Source organism: Flammeovirga sp. EKP202 (assembly GCF_014534745.1).
GTDB lineage: Bacteria > Bacteroidota > Bacteroidia > Cytophagales > Flammeovirgaceae > Flammeovirga.
Genome location: NZ_JACVVP010000038.1, coordinates 40,221 through 63,783, shown reverse-complemented (window position 1 = coordinate 63,783; position 23,563 = coordinate 40,221). Strand labels below are relative to the sequence as shown.

Annotated in this window: 16 protein-coding genes and 2 pseudogenes; 8 read left to right on the top strand and 10 right to left on the bottom strand. The window is 34.4% G+C overall.

The genetic code is table 11. The annotated features are described in order from the left end of the window. Positions 1-3 precede the first annotated feature (3 nt). A complete protein-coding gene (locus IC221_RS20505; RefSeq protein ID WP_044201421.1) occupies positions 4-378 on the bottom strand; it encodes a nuclear transport factor 2 family protein in 375 nt (124 codons plus the stop codon). Between the two features lie 388 nt (positions 379-766). On the opposite strand from IC221_RS20505, the gene hemN reads away from it, so the two are divergent. After that, on the top strand, positions 767-2,131 hold the full coding sequence (hemN, locus tag IC221_RS20500; RefSeq protein ID WP_188170748.1) for an oxygen-independent coproporphyrinogen III oxidase: 1,365 nt from the start codon (positions 767-769) through the stop codon (positions 2,129-2,131). An 84-nt stretch (positions 2,132-2,215) separates the two neighbouring features. Here the strand turns inward: hemN and IC221_RS20495 are convergent, their stop codons facing one another. Further along, a complete protein-coding gene (locus IC221_RS20495; protein WP_188170747.1) occupies positions 2,216-2,461 on the bottom strand; it encodes a hypothetical protein in 246 nt (81 codons plus the stop codon). Between the two features lie 173 nt (positions 2,462-2,634). Between IC221_RS20495 and IC221_RS20490 the strand changes: the two genes are divergently transcribed. The 4 genes from IC221_RS20490 (at position 2,635) to IC221_RS20475 (ending at position 7,289) form a co-directional block, all read left to right on the top strand. Next, on the top strand, positions 2,635-3,654 hold the full coding sequence (locus tag IC221_RS20490) for a metal-dependent hydrolase (protein ID WP_188170746.1): 1,020 nt from the start codon (positions 2,635-2,637) through the stop codon (positions 3,652-3,654). Between the two features lie 129 nt (positions 3,655-3,783). After that, positions 3,784-5,061 (top strand): metallophosphoesterase, encoded by a 1,278-nt coding sequence (locus tag IC221_RS20485; protein ID WP_188170745.1) that lies wholly within the window; start codon positions 3,784-3,786, stop codon positions 5,059-5,061. A gap of 227 nt (positions 5,062-5,288) precedes the next feature. Then, a complete protein-coding gene (locus IC221_RS20480) occupies positions 5,289-6,512 on the top strand; it encodes a uracil-xanthine permease family protein (RefSeq protein ID WP_188170744.1) in 1,224 nt (407 codons plus the stop codon). A 240-nt stretch (positions 6,513-6,752) separates the two neighbouring features. Beyond that, positions 6,753-7,289, top strand: coding sequence for a hypothetical protein (locus IC221_RS20475; protein WP_188170743.1), 537 nt, complete (start codon positions 6,753-6,755; stop codon positions 7,287-7,289). Here the strand turns inward: IC221_RS20475 and IC221_RS20470 are convergent. After that, a complete protein-coding gene (locus IC221_RS20470; RefSeq protein ID WP_188170742.1) occupies positions 7,278-8,729 on the bottom strand; it encodes a DUF389 domain-containing protein in 1,452 nt (483 codons plus the stop codon). The genes IC221_RS20475 and IC221_RS20470 overlap by 12 nt on opposite strands. 307 nt (positions 8,730-9,036) lie before the next feature. Between IC221_RS20470 and IC221_RS20465 the strand changes: the two genes are divergently transcribed. The 3 genes from IC221_RS20465 to IC221_RS20455 all read left to right on the top strand — a co-directional run bounded on the left by IC221_RS20465 (position 9,037) and on the right by IC221_RS20455 (position 13,163). Beyond that, positions 9,037-9,441 (top strand): (4Fe-4S)-binding protein, encoded by a 405-nt coding sequence (locus IC221_RS20465; RefSeq protein ID WP_188170741.1) that lies wholly within the window; start codon positions 9,037-9,039, stop codon positions 9,439-9,441. 211 nt (positions 9,442-9,652) lie between these two features. Then, positions 9,653-12,076, top strand: coding sequence for an AAA family ATPase (locus tag IC221_RS20460; protein ID WP_188170740.1), 2,424 nt, complete (start codon positions 9,653-9,655; stop codon positions 12,074-12,076). Positions 12,077-12,101: 25 nt separating this feature from the next. Beyond that, entirely contained in the window at positions 12,102-13,163 is a 1,062-nt protein-coding gene (locus IC221_RS20455; protein ID WP_188170739.1) for a hypothetical protein, read from the top strand. Between the two features lie 46 nt (positions 13,164-13,209). On the opposite strand, the gene IC221_RS20450 is transcribed toward IC221_RS20455, so the two are convergent. The 7 genes and pseudogenes from IC221_RS20450 to IC221_RS20420 form a co-directional block, all read right to left on the bottom strand. Next, entirely contained in the window at positions 13,210-14,718 is a 1,509-nt protein-coding gene (locus IC221_RS20450; protein WP_188170738.1) for a TonB-dependent receptor, read from the bottom strand. A gap of 290 nt (positions 14,719-15,008) precedes the next feature. Next, a complete protein-coding gene (locus IC221_RS20445) occupies positions 15,009-17,108 on the bottom strand; it encodes a VWA domain-containing protein (RefSeq protein WP_188170737.1) in 2,100 nt (699 codons plus the stop codon). Between the two features lie 371 nt (positions 17,109-17,479). After that, complete coding sequence (locus IC221_RS20440) at positions 17,480-17,707, bottom strand: hypothetical protein (RefSeq protein ID WP_188170736.1); 228 nt, start codon at positions 17,705-17,707, stop codon at positions 17,480-17,482. Between the two features lie 14 nt (positions 17,708-17,721). Next, positions 17,722-18,270 (bottom strand): LPS export ABC transporter periplasmic protein LptC, encoded by a 549-nt coding sequence (lptC, locus tag IC221_RS20435; RefSeq protein ID WP_188170735.1) that lies wholly within the window; start codon positions 18,268-18,270, stop codon positions 17,722-17,724. A gap of 96 nt (positions 18,271-18,366) precedes the next feature. Beyond that, positions 18,367-21,162, bottom strand: coding sequence for a hypothetical protein (locus IC221_RS20430; RefSeq protein WP_188170734.1), 2,796 nt, complete (start codon positions 21,160-21,162; stop codon positions 18,367-18,369). Between the two features lie 47 nt (positions 21,163-21,209). After that, positions 21,210-22,385: pseudogene (dnaA, locus tag IC221_RS20425) on the bottom strand (chromosomal replication initiator protein DnaA); the annotation flags it as partial. 669 nt (positions 22,386-23,054) lie between these two features. Beyond that, positions 23,055-23,243 (bottom strand): annotated as a pseudogene (locus IC221_RS20420) (DnaA N-terminal domain-containing protein); the annotation flags it as partial. Between the last annotated feature and the right edge of the window lie 320 nt (positions 23,244-23,563).

The following is a 23,563-nucleotide window of genomic DNA, read 5'->3' as shown; positions in this document are numbered from 1 at the left end:
ATATTAATTTTTCTTAGTATACACTTCCTGCCATAAAGTGATCAAATCGCTGTCATCAAATTTCAACAACAACATGGTCTCAAACTTATCGATGGAGTGATCTTTTCTGACAATAATTGCATTCATGACGGCTACTACTCTATCTTCTGCACAAACATACTCTTGTACTTCATAATTGATAGATTGGATGTTGGACTTGAAATGCGTTAAGAACTCAAGGTAGCTCTCATAGTTCACCTGATATTCTCTGCCATTTACTTTCACTACAAAATCAGGAGCAAAACATTGAGCAATGTCTGACTTAGTGATATGCGTTGAAGAGAGTAAGTGTCTTTGATTCCACTTCAACAATTTTTTAGCTAAATGTTCCTTTTTCATTTTTAAAAACTCCTTTTATCAAATAATTAAGTATAGTTACTGAAAGATAATGAAAATTAAACTTCTTACTTGTTGAACACCCCTGTAATTAAGGTACGTTAAGGTTAATTTAAAATTGGAGTAAATAATAATTAATGATGCATTGTCCAAAATCTGATTAGCTTAATAAGATCTATTCTAAAATAGAAACCAAGATTTGATCTCCTCACCTTAGGACACAAAATGTAGCTCATTCAATATCAATCTCATATTATACAAAAAAGAGCAAATGAAGGGTATTTCTTATTGAATATTGTTAATAAAAAACAAAATCTCATAGGCCTTTCTATAAAAAGAAACTCCGCTGTAATGCTTACCTTTGTAGCTCAATTTCTCTAGGAATAAGATTATGGAAAATAAGACACTCGTCAGAAAATATAATGTACCAGGACCTCGATATACAAGTTATCCTACGGTACCCTATTGGGATAAAGATCCTACAATTGAAGAATGGAGTCAACATGTCGCAGATGCCTTTTCAGCAAGTAATGCAAAAGACGGTATCAGCCTGTACATACACCTTCCATATTGTGAGAAACTTTGTACTTTCTGTGGATGCAACAAAAGAATTACCATTAATCACTCTGTAGAGGATTCTTATATTGATGCCCTTCTAAAAGAATGGCAAATGTACATTTCAATTTTTGGTGAAGAACGTCCAAGGATCAAAGAGATTCACCTTGGTGGAGGTACACCTACATTTTTCAGTCCTGAAAACCTTCAAAAATTAACGAACGGTATTTTTGAGTTTGCTGATAAATGTGAAGATGCCGAATTAGGCTTTGAGGCAAATCCTGTCAATACAACAGATGCTCATTTAGAGGCACTTTATGAAGTTGGGTATACTCGTTTGAGCTTAGGTATTCAAGACTTTGATCCTACGGTTCAAAAAGCAATCAACCGTGTTCAATCTTATGAGCAAGTAGAACACGTAACAAATAAAGCAAGAGAAATTGGCTACACTTCTGTCAATTTTGATCTTGTATTCGGTCTTCCTTTCCAAAAGTTGGAATGTGTGAAAGATACGATTGCAAAATCCAATGCACTTCGCCCTGACCGTATTGCCTATTATTCATATGCTCATGTACCTTGGACTGCTCCTGGGCAAAGAGGTTTTTCAGAAGAAGACCTTCCTTCTAATGAAGAAAAAAGAGCATTGTATGAAGTAGGTAAAGAGATGTTTGAAGAAGCAGGATATGTAGAAATCGGAATGGACCACTTTGCATTACCAACGGATGCATTGGCTATTGCGGCAGATAAAAAGGCATTGCATAGAAACTTTATGGGCTATGCTCCTACTTATACGCAATTGATGGTAGGTTTAGGGTGTTCTTCTATTTCTGATTCATGGACTTCATTTGCTCAGAATATCAAAAAAGTAGAAGATTACAAAGCTACGATTGAGGAAGGGAAATTGCCTATTTACAGAGGACATATTCTTTCTGAAGAAGATTTATTGGTTAGAAAACACATTTTGAACGTAATGTGTCACTTTGAAACTACTTGGGATGAAGAAACAGGTCAGCTTCCATTATTCAAAACATTAAGTGAGAAACTGGAAGAAATGATCAATGATCAATTGGTTGTTTTGAGTGATAATAAATTAGAAGTAACAGAAAAGGGACGACCTTTTGTTAGAAATATTTGTATGACGCTTGATGCTAGAATGCTTGTGGCTAAACCACAATCTAGAATTTTCTCATCAACGATATAAGTAGATGACACTAGCTTGAAAAATAGAGGTAAAAGGAAAAAGTGATCCTTTTACCTCTTTTTTTCAAAGATTATTTTCTTTGATTTACTCAGCAGCTGCTTCAGCTTCGCCTTCAGTAGCTTCCACTACTTGCTCGGCAACAGTTGAATCCGCAACAGCGACAGTAGAATCTGCTTCAGCAACTTCTGCTTCAACAGCTTTTACCTCTTCTTTTGCAACTTCAACAACTTCTTCAGTTGCTTTCGCTTCTTCTTTGTTTTGTTCAGCTTGACCACACGCAATCACCGAAAATGCAACGATGTTTGCAATCAATAGATGTTTGATCTTCATAGTAATAATAGTTAAGTTAGATTGAAAAGTTGGATGAAAAGTAATTCAAAAAATCACCCATCCATATTGGTATATAACAATTATTTCTCCGATTTTTACAACTATAACGATTACACTATGTTACGAAAAGTGCATTTTTTATTCACTAAATTTTTTAAATTTATTTAACAAACATGGACTCACTCACTCAAGTTGTACTTGGCGCATCGGTAGGTGAAGCGGTATTAGGAAAGAAAATAGGGATAAAAGCAGCTATTTTCGGGGCAATTGCAGGTACAATTCCCGATTTAGATGTTTTGGCTTCTCCATGGTTTGATGCTGTTGAAAAGCTGATGTACCACAGAAGTATTACACATTCATTTCTATTTTTCATTCTTGCCTCTCCGATTTTTGGTTATCTCACTCATAAGTTTTTTGGTAAAGAAAAAGACACCTTAAAAGATTGGACACTATTGTACTTTCTTAGTTTCTTGACCCATGCACTTTTAGACACCTGTACTACCTGGGGAACACAACTGCTCTATCCATTTACAGCTTATGGATTTGCCACTTATTCTGTTTTTGTAGTAGATCCACATTATACTGTACCATTCCTTATCCTACTTATCATTGCTCTTTTCAAACCCAAAACTTCCTCAATCAGAAGAAAGTTAAATTACTGGGGATTAGGGATCAGTACTTCTTACTTGCTTTTAGGTTTTATTCTTCAACATCAAGCCAATGAAGTTTTCAAAAAGAACATTGAGGAATTAGGGATTGAATATCAAGATTACATTACTAAAACTACCCCTTTAAATATTTGGCTTTGGGCTACTACCTTCAAAACAGAAAATGGTTATTACACCGGTTTTTACTCTGTTTTTGATAAAGATAAAAAAGTACATTTCAACTACTATCCTCATCATCATGAACTATTAGAAGAGTTACCTGAAAATGATAAAACAAATAAGTTAATCTACATTACAAAAGACTTTTATATCGTTGAAAAGCTAGAAAATGAATACCTTATTAAAGACCTTCGTTTCGGTACTTTTGACGGTTGGAGAGGTAAAGAACAAGGTAAATTTGTATTCACATATCACATTATACCTCAAGAAGACGGAAGCTTAAAGTATACTGAAACAAATTATAGATTTAAGCCTTCAAATGAATACATTAAAGCTTATATAGGTAGAATGTTCGGTCAGAAGTAAAATTATATTATTGAGAACTCTTAATATTTGTTTAGAAGGTTTACTAAACATTAGGACAATTTGTCAGTTTATACCTTTTAGTATAATAGTTGTTTAAACAGGTAAAAGTGTCAAATTAAATTATACAAAATGAATAGTAGAGCTTTAATATTCCTAGGGATAGCTTTCGCCTTCTTACTCGCGATTGATTTATACGCCTTCAAAGGAATTCGTCTTATTACAGAAAATAGTAAAACAATCTACAAACAACTGTCCACGCTATTGTTTTGGTTAGAAAGTATTGGTATTTATATGGCTATTGGTTGGATGGTACTCAATATGGATAAGTTTAGAGATCCTGCGTTTACCAATACTATTTTTACAATTAATGCCTTTATTTTAATGTCATTAGCTACCAAGTTAGTGTTTAATATTTTCCATGGAGCTGATGATTTAGCCTTTTTAGGGAATAGATTAGTTCATTTCTTTAGTAATGGTTCTTCGGATAGTGTCAATTCCAATGGAACTCCTATTTCAAGAACAAAATTTTTAACCTTATTGGGTGCAGGCTTGGCAACAGTTCCACTTGGAGCATTTGCATATGGCCTAACAAAAGGGCGTTTCAATTTTAGAGTAATTAGAAAGTCGTTATCCTTCCCCAACCTCCCTGATGCTTTTGATGGGTTGAAGGTCATTCATATTTCAGATATTCATATTGGTAGTTTTCCAAAAGGTCATGATTCCGTAGCAAAAGCTGTTAAAATGATCAATGACCGTAACCCTGATGTTATTTTCTTTACAGGGGATCTTGTCAATAACTATGCTTCAGAAACAGATGGCTGGGTAGAAGTTTTCAAGCAGCTCAAAGCGAAAAAAGGAATGTACTCTATTTTGGGTAACCATGATTATGGTGACTATGTACAATGGAATTCTCCAGCAGACAAGAAAGCTAATCTTGATCTTGTGAAACAAAGAAACAGAGACATGGGTTTTGACCTTTTACTAAATGAAAATAGAACATTAGAGATTGAAGGCGAAAAAATAGGCATTTTAGGAGTTGAAAACTGGGGATTACGTCCATTCCCTCAATTTGGTGATATCAATAAGGCAAATGCAGGTTTAGAAAGTATTCCTTTCAAAATATTGCTCTCTCATGATCCATCACACTGGGATGCACAAGTGCTTGACCATAAAGATATGGACCTTACATTAGCAGGTCACACACATGGTATGCAATTCGGAATTGAAATTCCAGGTATTAAGTGGAGTCCTGTTCAGTACAAATATCCTCGTTGGGCGGGTCTTTACGAAAAAGGCAAGCAAAAGCTTTACGTTAACCGTGGTTTTGGCTATCACGCTTATGCTGGAAGAATTGGTATGGATCCAGAAATCACTGAGATTACACTTAGAAAAGAAGCGACAGCCTAATTATAGAAGTCCATTATTGAAATGGTGATAATTCATTATTACGCCAGCGTTTATAATCAATTAAGCCCTTGTTCATATTAAATTGGACAAGGGCTTAATATTTGTCAATAAAACCGTATGACGTCTTTTCCATAACAAGGTAATAATCATTGTCACCCTAAATAGAAATAATACAACTTACCTTTGTGCGGTTTGTTATAATAGCTACTCAATAAAAATATTCAATCATGGATTCAATTTCGGGGAAAACGAAATACTTATTAGGTATACAGCATGTATTGGCAATGTTTGGAGCCACTGTTCTTGTCCCTTTTCTGACTGGTTTAAATCCAGTTTTAGCACTATTCACGGCAGGTATAGGGACCTTGGTATTCCATCAAGTAACCAATAAAATAGTACCTGTTTTTCTAGGTTCATCTTTTGCCTTTATTGGTGCCATTAGTTTAGTCTTAAAAAATGAAGGACTAGCCTCAGTGAAAGCCGGAATCATCGGAGCTGGATTGATCTATGTTCTTATGTCTTTTGTGATTAAGAAATTTGGTGTAAAAAGGGTTCAATCGTTCTTTCCCCCTATTGTTATCGGACCTACAATCATGGTCATTGGACTACGATTAAGTCCAGTGGCATTAAGCATGGCTGGCTATAATGACGGAAAATTTGATAATCAAAGCCTTCTTATTTCACTTTCAGTTATTGTTACTATGGTCATTTCTTCCATGCTGAAAAATTCTTTCTTCAGGTTAATGCCAATTCTTATTTCAGTAACGGTTGGCTATGCCATCGCCGCTATGATGGGAGTGGTAGATTATACAGCTATTGAAAAAGCCAATTGGATTGGGTTTTCAAGCGAAACCATTGATCAGATTCTTACAATACCTACTTTCTCACTTTCCGGTTTCTTCGCCATTGCTCCAATTGCTTTGGTTGTATTCATTGAACACATTGGAGACATTACCACCAATGGTGCCGTGGTAGGTAAAAATTTCTTCAAGAAACCCGGTATACACAAAACAATGCTTGGTGATGGTTTAGCAACAATTATTGCAGGTTTATTTGGAGGTCCTGCCAATACCACTTACGGTGAAAATACTGGAGTTTTAGCAGTCACGAAAGTTTATGACCCTGCAGTGATTCGAATAGCCGCTGTCTTTGCAATACTACTAAGTTTGATTGGAAAAGTAGGTGCAGTATTACAGACAATTCCTGTTCCTGTAATGGGAGGTATTTCTATCATATTATTTGGAATGATTGCAGCAGTTGGAGTACGAACTTTGATTTCTGCAAAATTGGATTTTGGCCATTCTAGAAACCTTATAATAGCGGCTTTGATCTTTGTCTTAGGAATTGGAATTAAAGAAGTTGCTATTTACAACGCCATTTCAGTTTCAGGGTTAACAATTGCAGCACTGATGGGCGTGTTACTCAACAAACTCCTCCCTAAAGACATTTAATCAGATAAAGAAAATAAAATGATAAAGTGAAATTTTAGTTGTTTCAACAAAAGCAATATTTCATTTAGTTATCAATAAAGTACAAAGCCTTCATTATATTCTACAGTACAATGAAGGCTTTAATGTTAAATAACACATTTTAAGAGGCTTACATTTTATTATATTTAAATAAATGTAAATAATTACCTATATTTTCAATAACAATATTATCTCTAGTTTCTCGTGCTTAATCAATTAACTATGAAATCACTAACTCTTATTATCGCTTTATTGTATTTTACAAACCTAGTTGCTCATGCACAACGAACTTCATACAAAGAGATCACAGTAGATCAATTTGACGATTATGAAGCCTTTGTCAATTCCCCTCCTCCGCATATTACGGGGAAAGGAATTAAGAGTGATTCACTGTCTTATTCCAACCTAGTTTATGAATACTATGAAGCCGAAGATCAGTATTATGCCATAGAAAGCTGGGCCGACTATTATTATTGGTTATCGAAAAAGTATACTTATTTATTCAATAAGCCTGAGATTTTCGAGCATTTCTATCAGATGAAAGATAATGTACAAATGATAAAGTATTTATCCTTCAACTACTCTGTATGGCATTTTCCGTCTTCGATTAAAATCAAACCTCATGAAGCCTTGGCTACTCATGAAAACAGGTTATCCATCTCTTATCATATCATCAAATCTGAGGATGATATTGAATACATGGAGGATCAATTGAAATTGAAAAAAGAAAAGTTTCAAGAGGTTTCTTTAAAGCACTAACGCTTTAATCTTTTCATTACGCAGACGGATTCGAATCCATTCTTGTGTACGTTGCGTTAGCTCTTCGCTCTGTTTTATTTCCTTTTTGAATTCTTCATCCAATTCTAGAAGTAAAACAGGGCTTTTGACGCTTATCAGGCTGTCTCCCTCCCAAGATTGTATTTTGATATCGCTAATGGCAAAACGTTTCACCTGAGGAAATTGGAAATGAATTTCTTTAGAAAGTTGATCAAGATGTAAAGTATCTTCTTGTTCTTTGGTGAGGTTGAAAATCCTCTTTTCTAGTAACTTTATTTTTAAATCTTTATCCTTAATCAACTGATCATTTTTAGTATAAATATCTTTCAGCAGATTCACATGAAGTGCATTACTGTATTGTGCAAACTTTTTATCAATATCAAAGTCCTGTCCGTCTTCTTGATGTATTCTTACTTCAGTCTTTTTCGTGAACGGGAACATTTCATCTTCTTTTGCAGAAAGGCCATACCTTGGAATCATTTCATTTAAAAAGACAATTTGTCCTTCATCAATTTTTTTCCCCATATAATACAAGTCAATTACGGAGAGAGAATCAGAATAAGTGACTTTATTCGTCAAAAGTTCGCTTCCTTTGAAAGCTGTATTTTCCTTAATAAAAGCATCAACAGCAATCTTGAAACGTGTCTCTTGTATTACATTAAAAAAGATTACAGCACTTGGACTGACCACAATAATTAGAAAGGCAAAAAGAATGGATCTATATCTTCTATATCTCGCTCGATCAATAAAAGTCTTTACAGGAAAACCTAAAAACTTCACTACAATGTAAGTAGATAGACTGATGAAAACGGAATTAATAAAAAATAAATAAAAGGCGCCTAAGAAGTAGCTATACATGCCCGTTGCCAATCCATACCCAGCGGTACACAATGGGGGCATTAAAGCCGTAGCGATCGCAACCCCTGGAATCACATTACTTTTCTCTTTTCTTGAACCCGCAATAATGCCTGAAAAACCACCAAAAAAGGCAATAAACACATCTAGAATAGTGGGTTTAGTTCTTGCTAAAAGTTCTGACTGTTCCAAGTTTAATGGCGTTAATGCAAAGTACAAGGTGGAAGTAGCCAAACTGATAAAAACAGCAATACCGATGTTTTTTAATGCCCTTTTCATCATATCAACATCATGAATACCAATGGCGGTGCCAATCCCTAAAATTGGTCCCATTAGTGGAGAAATAAGCATGGCTCCTATGACAGTGGCTGTTGAATTAGCGTTAAGGCCAATGGAGGCGATAAGTATGGAGAAAATTAAAATCCAAGCTGCATGACCTTTAAAGCTGATATCCTTTTTGATTCCTTCAATCGTTGCTTCAGGGTCAGATCCTTCTCGAATACTTAAAGTTTCAACGGCTAGCTTTTTAAAAGCATACATAAAGTTTCTAGTACTCGTCTCACTCATACTGCATTAGTTTAATTTGGCAATGATCTCAGTGCATGATAAAGTCTTATGGTTTAGAAGATAGCATGCTCTAATTGACTGTAAATTAAGTGTACAATTCAATTACAAATCAAGAATTTAAGTATTTTTTTATTTACACTAAAATTTGGGTCTCATAATTTCTAAATACCTTGATAATTTATTAGATTCTTAATGAACAATAAAAGCGTATTTATAACCAACATAAGGGAGAATTTAGGATTTACTTTTTAACGTTGAAATTGTGAATTTTCATAAAAATATACTCCATCAACATTAGTTCACTACTATGAAAAAGACGTATACCAAAGGAAATGTTTCTGTATTATGGGAACCAGAAAAATGTATTCACTCCGAAAAATGTTTCAAAAGCTTACCAAGGGTATTCAATCCTAAACGTAAACCTTGGGTCGACTTGGAACAATCAACGGATGAAAAAATTATTGAGGCCGTTCGGAATTGCCCCTCCCAAGCCTTATCACTAAAAGAAGAAATTGTTGAGGATACTCCGATGACTGAGATTCAAGTATTAAAAAATGGACCTGTACTTGTCAAAGGTAAAATAAGCATTGAAATTGATGGTAAAAAAGAAGTATTGGATCAAAACCAAATTGCACTTTGCCGATGTGGTGCTTCGAATAATAAGCCGTATTGTGATGGTGCTCATAGTAAAATTAACTTTGAAGCTCTATAAGATAATCAACCTGTAACATTATACACACATCAATTCATTATAAGTAACATATTAACTCATTAACACTTGTTTGAATCAGCTTAATATGTTACTTTTGTTGGATTGATTAACAGCTATAAACCTCATTATTTCTTTTAATTTTGTTGTTTTTAGACAGAAAAGAATAAATATTATAATCAATCTTTTTGTAGACTAATTTATAAACCTCATCATGGCCAATATCAAAAGCCTAACATTGGAAAACTTTAGAGTTTTCAAAGAAAGTACGACCTTCAATTTTTCTCCTCTAAATGTTCTTACAGGAACAAATAGTAGTGGTAAAAGTTCACTATTTAAAGCATTACTACTGTTGCAAGATAATGGCACAAAAAATAGATTAGAAGAACTTGACTTTCGAGGAGCTTACCACAACCTTGGTAATATTTCTAAGGCGAGAAACCATGATACAGATGAGGGAAAACCTATAAAATTTATATTAGAATTTGCTCCACAACCTGGAATTGCCCCTTTCAAAAAGTTTGAATTAGGACAACGAAGCATTTCTATTGCCTATACTGATCTTGAAAACGTAGAAAGTTTACAAGATTTACTCCAAACTCCCAATTGGAAAAATTGGATGTACTTCTTGAGAGGCATTTTGATCAATAGAGCACAATTCATGATCCGTCATATTCAAAAATTGACACGGTCAAAGGAAATCGAGAGTACGAGTACCATCAAAAATCTACTTCATCAATTGCTCCATATTGCATTTGAGGAAAGAATTACGGTTGACAACATCGAAAAGCTGTTTGAAAAAGCGGCTAAGATATATGATATGCTAAAGGAACTTGAAATTCCTCTTGAGGATAGTTTCAAGATTCCAAAAAACCTTTCAGGGACCTTCTTTGCCGACTTAATCAAGAAAGCTTGGTATGAGGAACATAGAGAGCACGAACTCAGAGGGATCAAAAAAATAAAACACCTTACTGAGGCTACAGTTACACCACTTAGAGATGCTGAAGAAACAAAAGCACATAATGAAAGGTGGAAAAAAGTAATTGAAAAAAATGATATTACCGATGTTGAGGAATTAAGATCGGCTTTGATTTCTTGGTTAGAGATGGACATTCCAATGTCTTCGTTGGTGAGAGATATTTTAAATATCAATTCCAAAGAAATCATCTACACTTTCAAACCTGTAGGCGTTAATACAACAGAAAGCTTATTTTTAGAATTACATTATGATAGCAAAGAAGGGAAGCTTTGCCACATTGAATTAGCGTATAGAGAGCGATTTACAAGAAAGAAAAAGCTAATCTACTCCCCATTGAGCAACGGAAGTCTACATTATGTGGGCTCGGAAAATGGGAACAGTTATCTATTAGCTGCAGGTCATAGAGGTGATTATTTCAAAACAGATGGAGAAATCCCTGTATTTACCAGCTTTTTTGATCTTCAAAACTTGTATCAATACGGTGCAGGAATGGACTTAGAAGCTCCTACTCAAAAACACTTTTCTATCAATAAAGATAAATTAAAAAAGGCTTTAGGTGATATTGATGAGAACTTGGTAGACGCTGTAGCAGAAGTGGCTCATAAAAAACTAATGGTACTTCTTGGTTCTCGATTGAATTCATATATGACTGAATTCCAACCTAAAGTCAAAAAAATCAATAGTTTCAAAAAAGACGATCTTGTACGTCTTTTAGCGGAAAGAAAGGAAGATGGTAAAGGATACAAAGTTGCATCATTAGGATTCTTATTAAGAGATTTACCATTATTGGATCATAATGACCGTAAAATTCTTGATCGCAAAGAGGCCTATAACTCTTTGGAAGAATTGGATTATTTACCTGAATTGCCTTTAACAAGTGAACAATATGCTAAGCTGTTTGAAGTAAATATTGATAAGATACTTCAGAGTGGTTTCTTGAAAATGATAGAAGAAGGCGTTAGTGGTATTAAACACATCTTCAAATCTTGTGGAAAGTTATTCAATTTTGGACTTTTAGAAGCTCAAAGAGGTAGTACAAAAAGGATTTTATTACATACAGAAGGCAATGTTTTGAGTGATCTCCTTTTTGAATTTGGCAAGAATGCCGACGAAAAAGCAAAGGAGTTTGTGAAGAAATGGATTCAAGAATTTGAAATTGGCCACGACATTCAGATTAACTCCGTCAAAGGAATTGCTTCTGATGTGATTATTACCAACAGAAAAGGGCATGCTTTAGACCTTGCAGACCTTGGCTATGGTATCTCACAACTTCTTCCTATTCTTCTTAAAATAGCATTAAACGATCACCGTTCACTATTAATTGAGGAACCTGAAACCAACCTTCATCCTCGATTACAATCAAAATTAGCGGACCTAATTATTGATGCTTCTTTACGTTATGAGACGGACTTCTTAATTGAAACTCACTCAGAATATTTAATCAGAAAATTACAATACTGGACTGCCAAGCGAAAAATCACACCTTATCAGTCTAAAATATACTACCTATATAACCCTGAAAGGGTACCTGAAGGAAAATCTCAAGTGGCTTTACTCAACATCTTAAAAGATGGAGAACTCGATAATGAGTTTGGGGAAGGATTCTTTGATGAAGCTGATAATATTGCCATTGAGCTTTTCCACTTAAAACAAATCTAATAACCTGCTACTGAATCAAAAAACTATGGAACGCATAACAACTTACGCAAATATAAATTCTCTGACAGATTTCTTCCGAAAAAGACCTTCATTAGAAGATCAATTGGATGATATGGATTGGAGTAAATCATGGATGGATTTTTACTCTTTCCTCAACAAACAAGCTGACTTAAGACTAGATGTAGATCCTACGCAGCTTTCTATGATGAGTAAGACTAATCCATACATTAAGAAAATGCTAAAAAATGCTTCTTCTGGAGGTTCTTCGCTTCGTTGCGAAAAAGAAGCATTCGACCAACTAGATGAAGTAAGTCAAAAAACAATGCCTCAAACCATGTTCTTTTTAGATAAGAGCAATACAGAATGTGAGGACATTGAAAAAAAATATGGCTTGATAACGCTTAATCCTGAACGTATCAAATCGAAGGCTGGATTTATGTTTAACTGGTCTCTTTATAATGTCACTAAGGACAGAGGAGCCGTAAAAAGGTTTGAAAAATGGAGTCAATTAGAGCGTTTCCGTCACCCTCACAATTCAATGGTGATCATTGACAATTACCTTTTGAAAGACCTGGGTGAAATGGAAGAAAACTTGATTCCAATGCTGGATGCCTTACTTCCAGAGGAATTGGACGTGACTTTCCAACTGACGTTAATCTCTGTAGATTTAAGAGATAAACCGGCTTCAATGAAAAAATATATAGAGTGGGAATTGAATAAGAAATTGAAAAGGCCTTATCAAATTGAAGTTTGTGTGATCAAAACCGAGAGTAATAAAAACCACGATAGAAATATCTTTACAAATTACTTATGGATGCACTCAGGCCACTCCTTTACTTATTTAAGAAGACAACAAGTCAGTAAAAATACCAACTTAATGCTCTTCCCTATCTTCTATCAACAAAAAGATTTTCAATCCTATTATGAGGATGAGCCAACTTCTACGGAAAGTAAAAGTTCTGTTTGGGAAGCCGTTCATCAGCGTATCAGAGAAGCTAGATATATTATTAAAACGGCTAGTCAAAGTACTCACGGTGTTGGGGGCGATTTAAAAAATCCTATTATTATGGGAAATAAGACAGCATAAAAAAATGTCACTTTTCGAAAAGGGAAAGTGACATTTTAATTTATGACTAAGATTCTGAATCTTCAAAAATCTTTCTTTGACGTGATCGAGTTGATTCTTGTCTTGCTTTCTCGATTTTTTCTTTTTGTTCTACACTACAAGGGTAGTCAAAAAGGCAATCTTCTTTGATGTGCTCTACCACTACTTGAGGAACCATATCTTCCCATTCATCACTTCCGGATTTGATCAATTCCAAAACTTTATCTGAAATGATATTTAAGTTTTTGACATTGCAATCCTGTAAATCTTCAATTTTACCATTATCCACCATAGCTTGGAATAATGCTTTTTGCTCGTCGGCCAAATGAATCGATTTACTTGTCATCAACTTATCTGATTCAAGAGAATCTCGTTGAAGAGAAGGATAAACATAAAGCTTGATATTTCTACCGAATAAGAAACCAAATGCTTCCAAAATACCTCCTTTAAGATGATTATAGTATTCTGGTGTGAAGATGTATTCTAAGTTATACATACCTACAGCTACACCTATTTTCTTACCTCTTGTGAATCGTGATAAGTAGTTGGTCAAACGGTAGTATTCTTGATACTTAGAGATCATTACGGTATAACCCAATGAACAAAGCATATCTACTCTATCCAAGAAATCATTTTCGTCCTTCTTACGGTCTTCTGAGATTCTGAGGTTTTCTAATGTCAGCTCGGCAACAGTGACAATATTTTTTTCATCTACTTCTGGATCATTCTTAAAATGTTCAAAAGAACGTTCCATCATATCAATATTGACTTTGGTAATTGGTCTGAAACGACCTCTGAGTACCAAAATGTTTTTCTTATAAAGGAAATCCTGAGGAAGTGCTACTTGACCATCGGGGCCGAACATTGTAGTCTTTGCCAGTCCGTTTTTCACCAACAATAAACTCAATAATCTATTATCAACATCCAAAAAGTCTGGACCACTTACTCTTACGTAATTGACAATGATCTTATGGATGTTCAAACCATCCATCAATGAACTTAAGAATTCATCAACATCATCTGTCTTATAAAAACATGCATAAATTAGGTTTACGCCTAAAATACCGATTGTTTCTTGCTGTAGTAGTGGATCGTTATCTTTTAATTCCACATGTAATACTACTTCATTTGGAATTGTATTAGGACGGTTTTGGAATCGAATTCCTAGCCAGCCGTGCCCTTGGTTTGTTCTATTGAAGTTTAGTTGTTCTACTGTATCAGCAAAAGCGAAGAACCTTGTTTCATCTTTTCGTTTCGGAAGTCTTTCTCCTAATAAACGAAACTCCTTTTTCAACATTCTTTCAACTCTACTTTGGCAAACATAACGTCCGCCTGGCTCAGGTCCGTAAATTGCGTCAGAGAACGACATATCATAGGCCGATATGGTTTTGGCAATAGTACCTGATGCAGCACCGGCTTTGAAGAAGTTTGCAGCGACATCTTGCCCTGCTCCAATTTCTGCTAATGAACCATAAACCGATGAATCAAGGTTTATTTTGAGTGCTTTTTCTCTTGTTGTTAATGTGTTGAAGTGCATAATGAATTAAAGAATTCTAGTGCTCAAGTAAACCAACAATCCCAATCAAAACCTTAAGTAATGTGTTCTGATTCCAATTGCCTTATTACTCTTAGTATTTATGTCTAAAGTGCGTTTTATCTTTTCTCGATGAAAGATGTCTATAACGATACAAAAGTAAACGAATACTTTTGAAAAGCTACCCTTCTTATTGAATTAATGTATTTTTCACACCAAATGTTTTTAAATAATTTTCTTTTGAATGAATATCAATACAAAAAATAAGATTTGGAGAATTCTAAAAATAGATCCTAAAAACCGCCATGCATCTTTCTTAATATCCACTCTGAAATAAGCAGAAGGAATAACAGACTCATTATCCAATAGTTAGAACCCAATTCTTTATATTTCTCTTCAGAATGAATTCTTTGAGGTGCTTTATTATTTAGTAAAGGCTGCGATAATTGATCCAAAGTAGCGTTATCATAAAAACTTCCTCCCGTCTTTTCTGAAACACCCCGTAAAAGTGCAAAGTTTGCGGTCGGGTTTAATGCTTCAAGCTCCATGGCTCTTACCACAAAATTCCCCGATGAGTATTCTTTTTTTCCGTCTAATACAGTTGAAGCTACATATTTATAAGACCCTTCTTCCAAATCAGTAATATGATACTTAAAATAAGGTGAAGAGTTTAAATAAGTATAGGACATTTTTTCGCCCTTTTCATCTGTGATTGTTAGATCAATAGTTTGTCCATAAATGGATTCATAAATATCATTGTATACTTCTGTTTCAATGATTACATCCTCTATGTCAGAATATTCGGCTGTGGTGGTATTGACTCTAAAACGTCTCTTATCTGTTTTAGTAGAAAGATATTGAATCACTTTACCAATCAGATCATCAACAGCCATTTCATCAGACTGTAATAAACCTTCTTGCAATCGCCATTTCCATAAGCCTGTACCCACAAAAACAGCAGATTTCACATCACCTACTTCACCCATCAATAACAATGGTTTTGTAGATTTCACACTTCCAATTTGCTGATTAACTAATACTTTACCCGCGTTTATCTTATACTCACCATACGGCACTTCAATAGGTGACATTTTCTGGATCAGATCTTTCTTTTCTTTAGGGAAAGTGAAATAGGTGAAGTTGTCGGTAAAAGATGGAGTTACTTTATCTTTTTGCCCTCTGTAACCCTCAATCGTTAAGAGGGGGTTCATTTTATTAAAGGTATTGATATTGGTGTTATCACCGATGATATACCAAAACGGCATATCTTGTTTCTTTAGTTTTTCAAGTAATAAAGCAGCGTTTCTTTTAATATTCGGGAACTGATGCAAGATTACTAAATCATATTTTGCTTTGTTGTCATATCCTTTTCCATCCTTCATTTTTAAGCCAGGAATATAAATATGCAACTCGTAATTCTTATTTTTTTCTACTGCGGAGCGGATTGCTTTAATATCAGGATGAGGAGCATTGGCAATCAATAATATCTTTTCCTTGCCTTCAATCACTTCAACATAGACCGATTTTGAGTTATTTTCTTTTGAAAATTCACCATCCAATGTTCTCACATTCACGGTAAATTTCTGATAACCTTTTTTCTTAGCATCAACAATGAACTCCACTTGTTCAAATCCTTTCTCATTATTAATTCGATATCTTTTTCGAGAAAGTATTTTTCCTCTATTTGTCAATTCAACTTCTACTTCTTTCCCTACAAAACCTTCATTGACAATTTCTGCTAAAATAGGAAACTTATTCCCCATGTAAGCTACTCTATTGGTATAAACCTCTTTGACTTGAAGATCAATCTGAGGAATTGTATCCCCAATACCTACTGTATAAATTGGTACAACGGAAGGCAAATACAAGGGAGAAAAGCCCTGATTAAATATACCATCAGACACTAAAGTTATTGCCGCTAAATTTTCATGTTCATTGAGTTCCTCAAGTCGTTGAATAGACTTACTGATATTGGTTACCTTATGATCAAAGGACAGATTATTGAGTGATTCACCACCCTCCAATTGGTTTCCATCAATAGTATAAAATTTTGTTTTGTACCCTTCTTCCTCAAGCTTCTCTGCTTCACTTTTGATAGATTGAATCGATTCATTAAGTTTTTCTTGAGTGATGGTGGCAGTCATTGACTCTGAATTATCAATAATAAAAGAGACAATCGGTTTCTCAAAGTACCTTTCAATACTTTTAAACATAGGGTCAAGCAACAAAAACATGATAATCATTAACGCTGAAAAACGTAATACTATCAATATTCTGTTGATGTTTACCGTCCATACTTGTTTTTTGGTATAAAGGAGATAGGTTGCTCCTGCACAAAGCAGAATACTAAAAAACATCCACCACCAAGAGTATTCTATATAAAGTCCATTCATGGATTACAGTCTATCATAATTCGGTATCAGAGCTCTCTGATTTCACTATTAGAAGTTAAAAGCTTAGAGGTAGGAAAGCAAATAAAGTCAGATTATTTTTTGTATTCTTTTATTCAAAAAGACAAAACTGATACTAAGAGTGACCTATTTAATACTTTTCATAATCATGAAGATAAATCTCACAATATAGGTTACAATGAATGCCACAATCATTCCTTGAAAAAAATAAGAAGACTGAGGTTCTTCTTTGATAACGAACATTACTGCATAAAAAAATGGGATATAGCCTATTACAAAAAAGGCAAAAAACTTAAGTTCTCTTATAAGTATCTTCATTAGTTATTGTAATTTAATAAGCCGTAAAGGAATAACTATTTCCTTTTTTTGCTTTTCTTTTTGTTGTTAGGTTTAGATTTCTTTGTGGGAGCAGATTGTTTCTGTTGTTCCTCTTCTTTCTTCTGAAGAAATTGAAGTGTCAAAACGCAAATTCCTGCAAGTGCAAATAGCCAATAACTTGCAACGATACCATAATAAAAGGATTGGTGTACCCCTATAATGAAAAAGGCAGCACCAAGTGCTACCATTATTGTTTTTATCATATTTTTATCGATTATTAGTCGACATCAGCATAACCGTCGATATCACTGATTTCATATTCTTCAGGATTATTCTGATTCGCTTTTAATCCTCTACCATAAATAATTTCAGATTCTGTCGTCATCTTTACTTTAGCCTCTGTAAAGATATCTCCAGATTCCTTATTAAAATGAAGAGTATCTGTTTCTAATTTTTGTCCTTTCTTATAGTCATCTAATACTACATTTCCATATACAGTATATAATGTACTATCAGCCGTATAGATTGCACTGTCAGCCACTAAGTGAGACTCCTCAGTACCATCTTCTTTTGAGAAAGTAATGATATCAATTCCATTAGGGTAGCGTTCATTACCATTTTTATATCGCATTTGGACTTTAGCCTTCATACGGTTTTTAGGTATCGCATCCTCTGAATGAAGTGTTTCAATATTATAAGCTGTAAAATCAGGTACATCGGTACCCATAGCAATTTGCTTTGCTTCCTTTTTTGTACGAGTCTTCTTTGTGCTGCAAGAAAAAACCGCCACAGAAGCAAGAGCTAAAATTAATATCTTCTTAATCATTGTTTGTCTTTTTTTTGAGTCAATACTACTCGACGATACAAAAATATACAAATGATTGATCTTTAGGGATAGATTAACAGTATTTTAGTTTTTCCATCAATTTCTTCGATCAATTGTGTATAAATTCACCCTATTTTTTAGTGAAGTGATAAAAATAAATTGCTGTATATCGGAATCATAAAACATCTTTACTGCTCTATCATTACTAAATGCCTTCTCAACAAAACGTTTCCCATTTAGATAATAGAGGTAGGTTTTTCCAGATTGAGGGAAAGTAATTGAAATAAGCTCGGCGTCAATACCAAAATCAAAATACTGACCTATTGCTTTTCCTCTTTCATCAAAACGTTGATTAAAGACCACTTTACCAGAACTATCTCTCAATTTAATAGTTCCCGAAATTTGCTCCATCACCATAAATGTTCTTCCTCTAGCCTCATCTTTCAACAAGTCAAAAGAACGGCCATGTGCTCTGTCCCCTAGCTTATCACGCCTTAATACATCACCCTTACCGTTTACTTCAATGATGTCACCAATACTTGTGATAAATGTTATTTTGGATTGCCCTAAACTTGCATCTTCAGTGACAAACAATTGAGGCGAAACAGATTCTTTAAACAGCATAGGGAAACCTCTAGCATATTCTCCTTTTTCAGTAAAAATAATCAGCTTTCCTTTTTGGGAGAGTGTCACAACATAATTTTTACCATTAGCTTGGAAAACTTGTGGTGTTAATGCCAAACGTTCCAATGTCTTCTGAGGTGTCCAATTTCCTTGGTAATTACCTTTTGGATCAACTCCATAAATATTACCCAATGTGTCTACTGATAAAATTAGACCTTCAATATCTTGAATTAGTTCAGTGCTTCCTCTCAGGTGCCATGGTAACCATTTTGTAAACTCTATTTGAGAATAAATTGGCAAATTAACTGGATACCCTTCTAAGTATTTACCCGACCTGTCTATCTGTAGAATTTGGTTATTTTGGGTTAAAAATAAAGAAGGTAAATCTGAATTAATGGACCACACTAATTCAGGTGTAGCTTTAATAACAGAATCAAATTCATGATAGAAAATTGTATCTCCTTTAAAGCTATATCCCTCAACAATATTTTCCTGATCAATAAGTAAAAATCCTTCTTCGTCGCCCAAAATATTATTGACTACGATTGGAGGTTTACTTAAAGCCACACCCATTTCTTTAGACAATATTTTCTTTGCTACTTTAGGTTGATCATCCCCTATCGGACCACTAAATAAACCACTTATTTCTATTTTTTGATCTCTTAATGACCACACTTGAAAATTCATCCTTAACAGCAACTGTCGATAACGATCAATGAAAGATGCGTAGCTTTGTGACAATGCATGTACAATCCCGACCCAAGAACTTTCTGTATTTAAGACATAAGATAATTTCGCTTCGTTATTTTGAAGCTTATGAATCAAAGCATTATAACGCTTCTGGGTAGTCCATCTTCTTTTCAACAGCCAGTCCGTAAGCCACTTTGACAATGTAGGTAGATCACCTCCCATAATCATATAATTATTGACTCTCAATACATAAGAATTGGAGTGATTATCAAAATAGTTTGAACCTGCCAACGCCCCTGATAAATTCCCTTTAGGAAACCCATAAATCGTAAAACCTTTTAAACCAATAAGCTTTACTTTTTTATCACTTTCCTCTTCATAGTCTTTTCTAAGGTTATCTAAAACAACATCAAATTCAACGGGATCTTTTAATTCAAAACCTAGAATATGTTGCCATCGACTTCCGTCAACACTTAAGATTGTAGCTTTAAAAACATCAGATTTAATTTGTTTTACTAAATCAGAAACTTCAAAACCTTCTTTTTCAAATTGCTTTAAAAGGGTTTTCGATTGAGAAATATTTCGATCTTTATCGTAACGAAAAGCTAATTCCACAAAGTTTGTAAAATCTCCAACATAACACTGTTCATAAAACGAAACATCATCAACCATAAATTGATAAGCCGCTGTTTTACCGTTGGTTAATGAAGGTCCTACTTTATGGTAATAACTTGATGTATGCGTTCGATTAGCACTTAAAATTGATAATTCATTATCCTTTTCTTGAATAGCCTCCACTAACATTCCGTTAGAGAAATCAGCAATAGATTTAAATGGATTTTTAGTCCCTAAATCCGTCATTCTTGCAAACCAATGTTCAACAGATGAAGGTCTAATCCACATTTTCAACCCATCAGGAAGTTTTACTACATGACTTTGAGGAGATAATTCTTGATTGAGTAGACCAAAGTAATACGTTTCATTAAACCTTTCTCCATTATTTCTGATGGCTTCCTCAATCCATACAGCATCTGTTGACGCTACAAGAAAATTACGGATTTTGGCAACAGATAATAATTCATCCTCCAATTTATATTCATGGACATCCTCTCCTCTATACTTTCGAATATAGGTCTCGTTTTGTAAAGATGTTAGCTGAGAAAAAGGATCCAAATAGATTCTTTCATCCATTGGGATGTAAACAGACAGAGAGAACGATTGACTCCCGGTTGCATTTATGGAAAGGTAAACTTGTGTTTTGACTCCAAGAAAAGGGTTTTGGATTGCTGAATCTAAAAGAGTCAGTAGTTTGTTGGTGGTTTTAAAGGCTTTTTGCCCACCTTCAATATCCTTTAAGGCATCAATAAAGGCTGAAGAATCTAAATAAGATCGTAAATCTTCAGGTTGTTGCATTTCTACAAGTGCAACACTCTCACTTGCCACGACATGCCAAATATCGGTTTCGTATGATTTTTTTCTTGTAAGATCTATAAAATAAAATCCTACTAATAGAAATAATAAGGCTAGTAGTTGAGTTAAAACTAGCTTGAAATTGTCTGATAATCTAAAGTCTTTCACTCAATAATAGGATTATCAATGCTAAAAAATAGGGTTAGATAGAAGGGTTACCCTTTACTTTTGATGTTCATTTGATCTAACAACTCCTCTAAAATTCTATTGTAAAGAGAATCTGAAGCTGTTCGTTTTGTCACTGCTTTACTTGCATGTACTACAGTACTATGATCACGCCCTCCAAACTGATTACCAATCGTTTTCAAAGGTTCTTTTGTATATTCCTTTGAAAAATACATAGCAATTTGTCTTGCTTGAGCGATATCTTTCTTTCTTGTTTTAGATTTTAGTTCTTCCACTGAAATACCGAAATATTCAGATACGATTTGCTGAATAAAATCAATTGTAATTTCCTTCTCTGTATTTCTTACAATATTCAACAAGGCATTTTTGGCCATGTCTAAATCAATTTCTTTTTGCATTAAAGAAGCATTCGCTAATAGAGATACTAACGTACCTTCCAATTCTCTAATGTTTGAATCGATATTGTAAGATAAATATTCAACTACATCATCTGGTACATTCACCCCTTCTGCCATTAGCTTTTGCTTTACAATAGCAATTCTGGTTTCAAAGTCAGGCTTTTGTATATCTGCCGTTAATCCCCACTTAAAACGAGATAAAAGACGATCTGTCAATCCTTCCAAACTTCTTGGAGGACGGTCAGTAGTCATAATAATCTGCTTTCCGTTTTGGTGAAGACGGTTGAATATATGGAAGAAATTTTCCTGTGTTTTTTCTTTTTTTGCTAAGAATTGAATATCGTCAACAATCAATACATCTACTTGTAAATAGTAATTGGTAAACTGCTGTACATTATTATTTCTTAGTGCTTCGATAAACTGTGTAGTAAATTGTTCTGAAGTAACATAAAGCACAAACTTACTTGGATCGTTTCTTTTCACTTCATTACCAACAGCTTGAGCAAGATGGGTTTTACCCAACCCAACACCACCATATACTACTAGTGGGTTGAATGCTGTTTCGCCAGGTCTACGTGCAATTGCAATACTTGCAGATCTAGCCAAACGGTTACAATCTCCTTCAATAAATGTCTCAAAAGTATAAGTCGGATTCAGGTAAGAATCTCTATACGAACTTTCTTGAGCATTTGGCACTCTAAAATGATCAACAAAACCAGAAGGGTTTTCTGCTCCCATATTATTCATGTATGGACGAGCTTGTTCTTCAGGGTTGTTTTTCGGAGTAGATGAAGATCTGTATTGAGGCAATTGTTGTGATTGACTCTTTCTATATTGTGGAGGATTTTGATAGCGATTACTTTGCGTACCACCTAAATTCTCATTTTTACTTTCACTAGGAAAGGCTGTATTCTGATTTGATGTTTCTCTCCAACTTTGAGAAGGCACAGGCTGTTCTGAATCATTCCCTCTCATGGAGTTCTGTTGATGTGGATCAATTGGTGAATTTGCTCCAAAAGCATCATTACCAAACGGATTTTGATTCTCAGTATTTTCTCTTCCACCTCTACCTTCATTATTTCTACCATAAGTAGCGTCTTGTTGTTGTGAAGGCGGATTTGTATATGGAGGAATAGAATTACTGTTTCCTTGCTGTGAAGGAGGAACACCTGGTTCTTGATTCACAGGCGATTTAGGATACTGAGGTGTTGGTGAAGGAGTTGAAGGTTGTTGAGGAGGATATCCTCCTGTATTATTATACTGTTGTTGTCCTTGAGAAGGATTAGAAGGTGCTGGATTTTGTTGACCATACGATGGGTTATAATTATTACCATACGGGTCATACCCTCCTGCATTATTTGGAGCAGGTTGCTGTCTTCTTTGAACAGTGAAAGGTGCATTTTTAGGTCTTCTTGAGACCATAATTGAATACTCTAATTTACCATTGGGCCCTAAAACAGCATCAATCGCTTTCTTCAATACATGCACATAGTATTCTTCTAACCACTCATAGAAAAAAGGGCTTGGAACTGCGATCGTAAGAACATTATTTTCCAGTTTAACGGGTTTAATAGGCATAAACCACGTGTGAAAACTCTGTGTAGAGATTTCATTTTTGATGATGTTTAAGCATTCACGCCAAACTGTTACACAATCATTAATCATTCAAACTTTCCCCTTTTATCTGATTGAGATATTAATAGGTCTTATAAAGATACTGAAATATTTGCGCTAAAATAAATCAAATGTTACTTATTAAAATAGTACAGTAACATTAATTAGAAAAAAATGCTTGAGAAGCTTACTACAATAACGCAAAATCAATTGAAAACATTTCAATTTATACCATAGAGAAGAGTCCTGCTTGCTCTATCTCTTTGCGGTACGTTTTATTTAAAATGCACTAATAGTTTTTATCAAAGAATTTTTAGCGGCAAAAAACACTAAAATGATTGAAAATAATTCATTTCACTGCTTTTACCTCA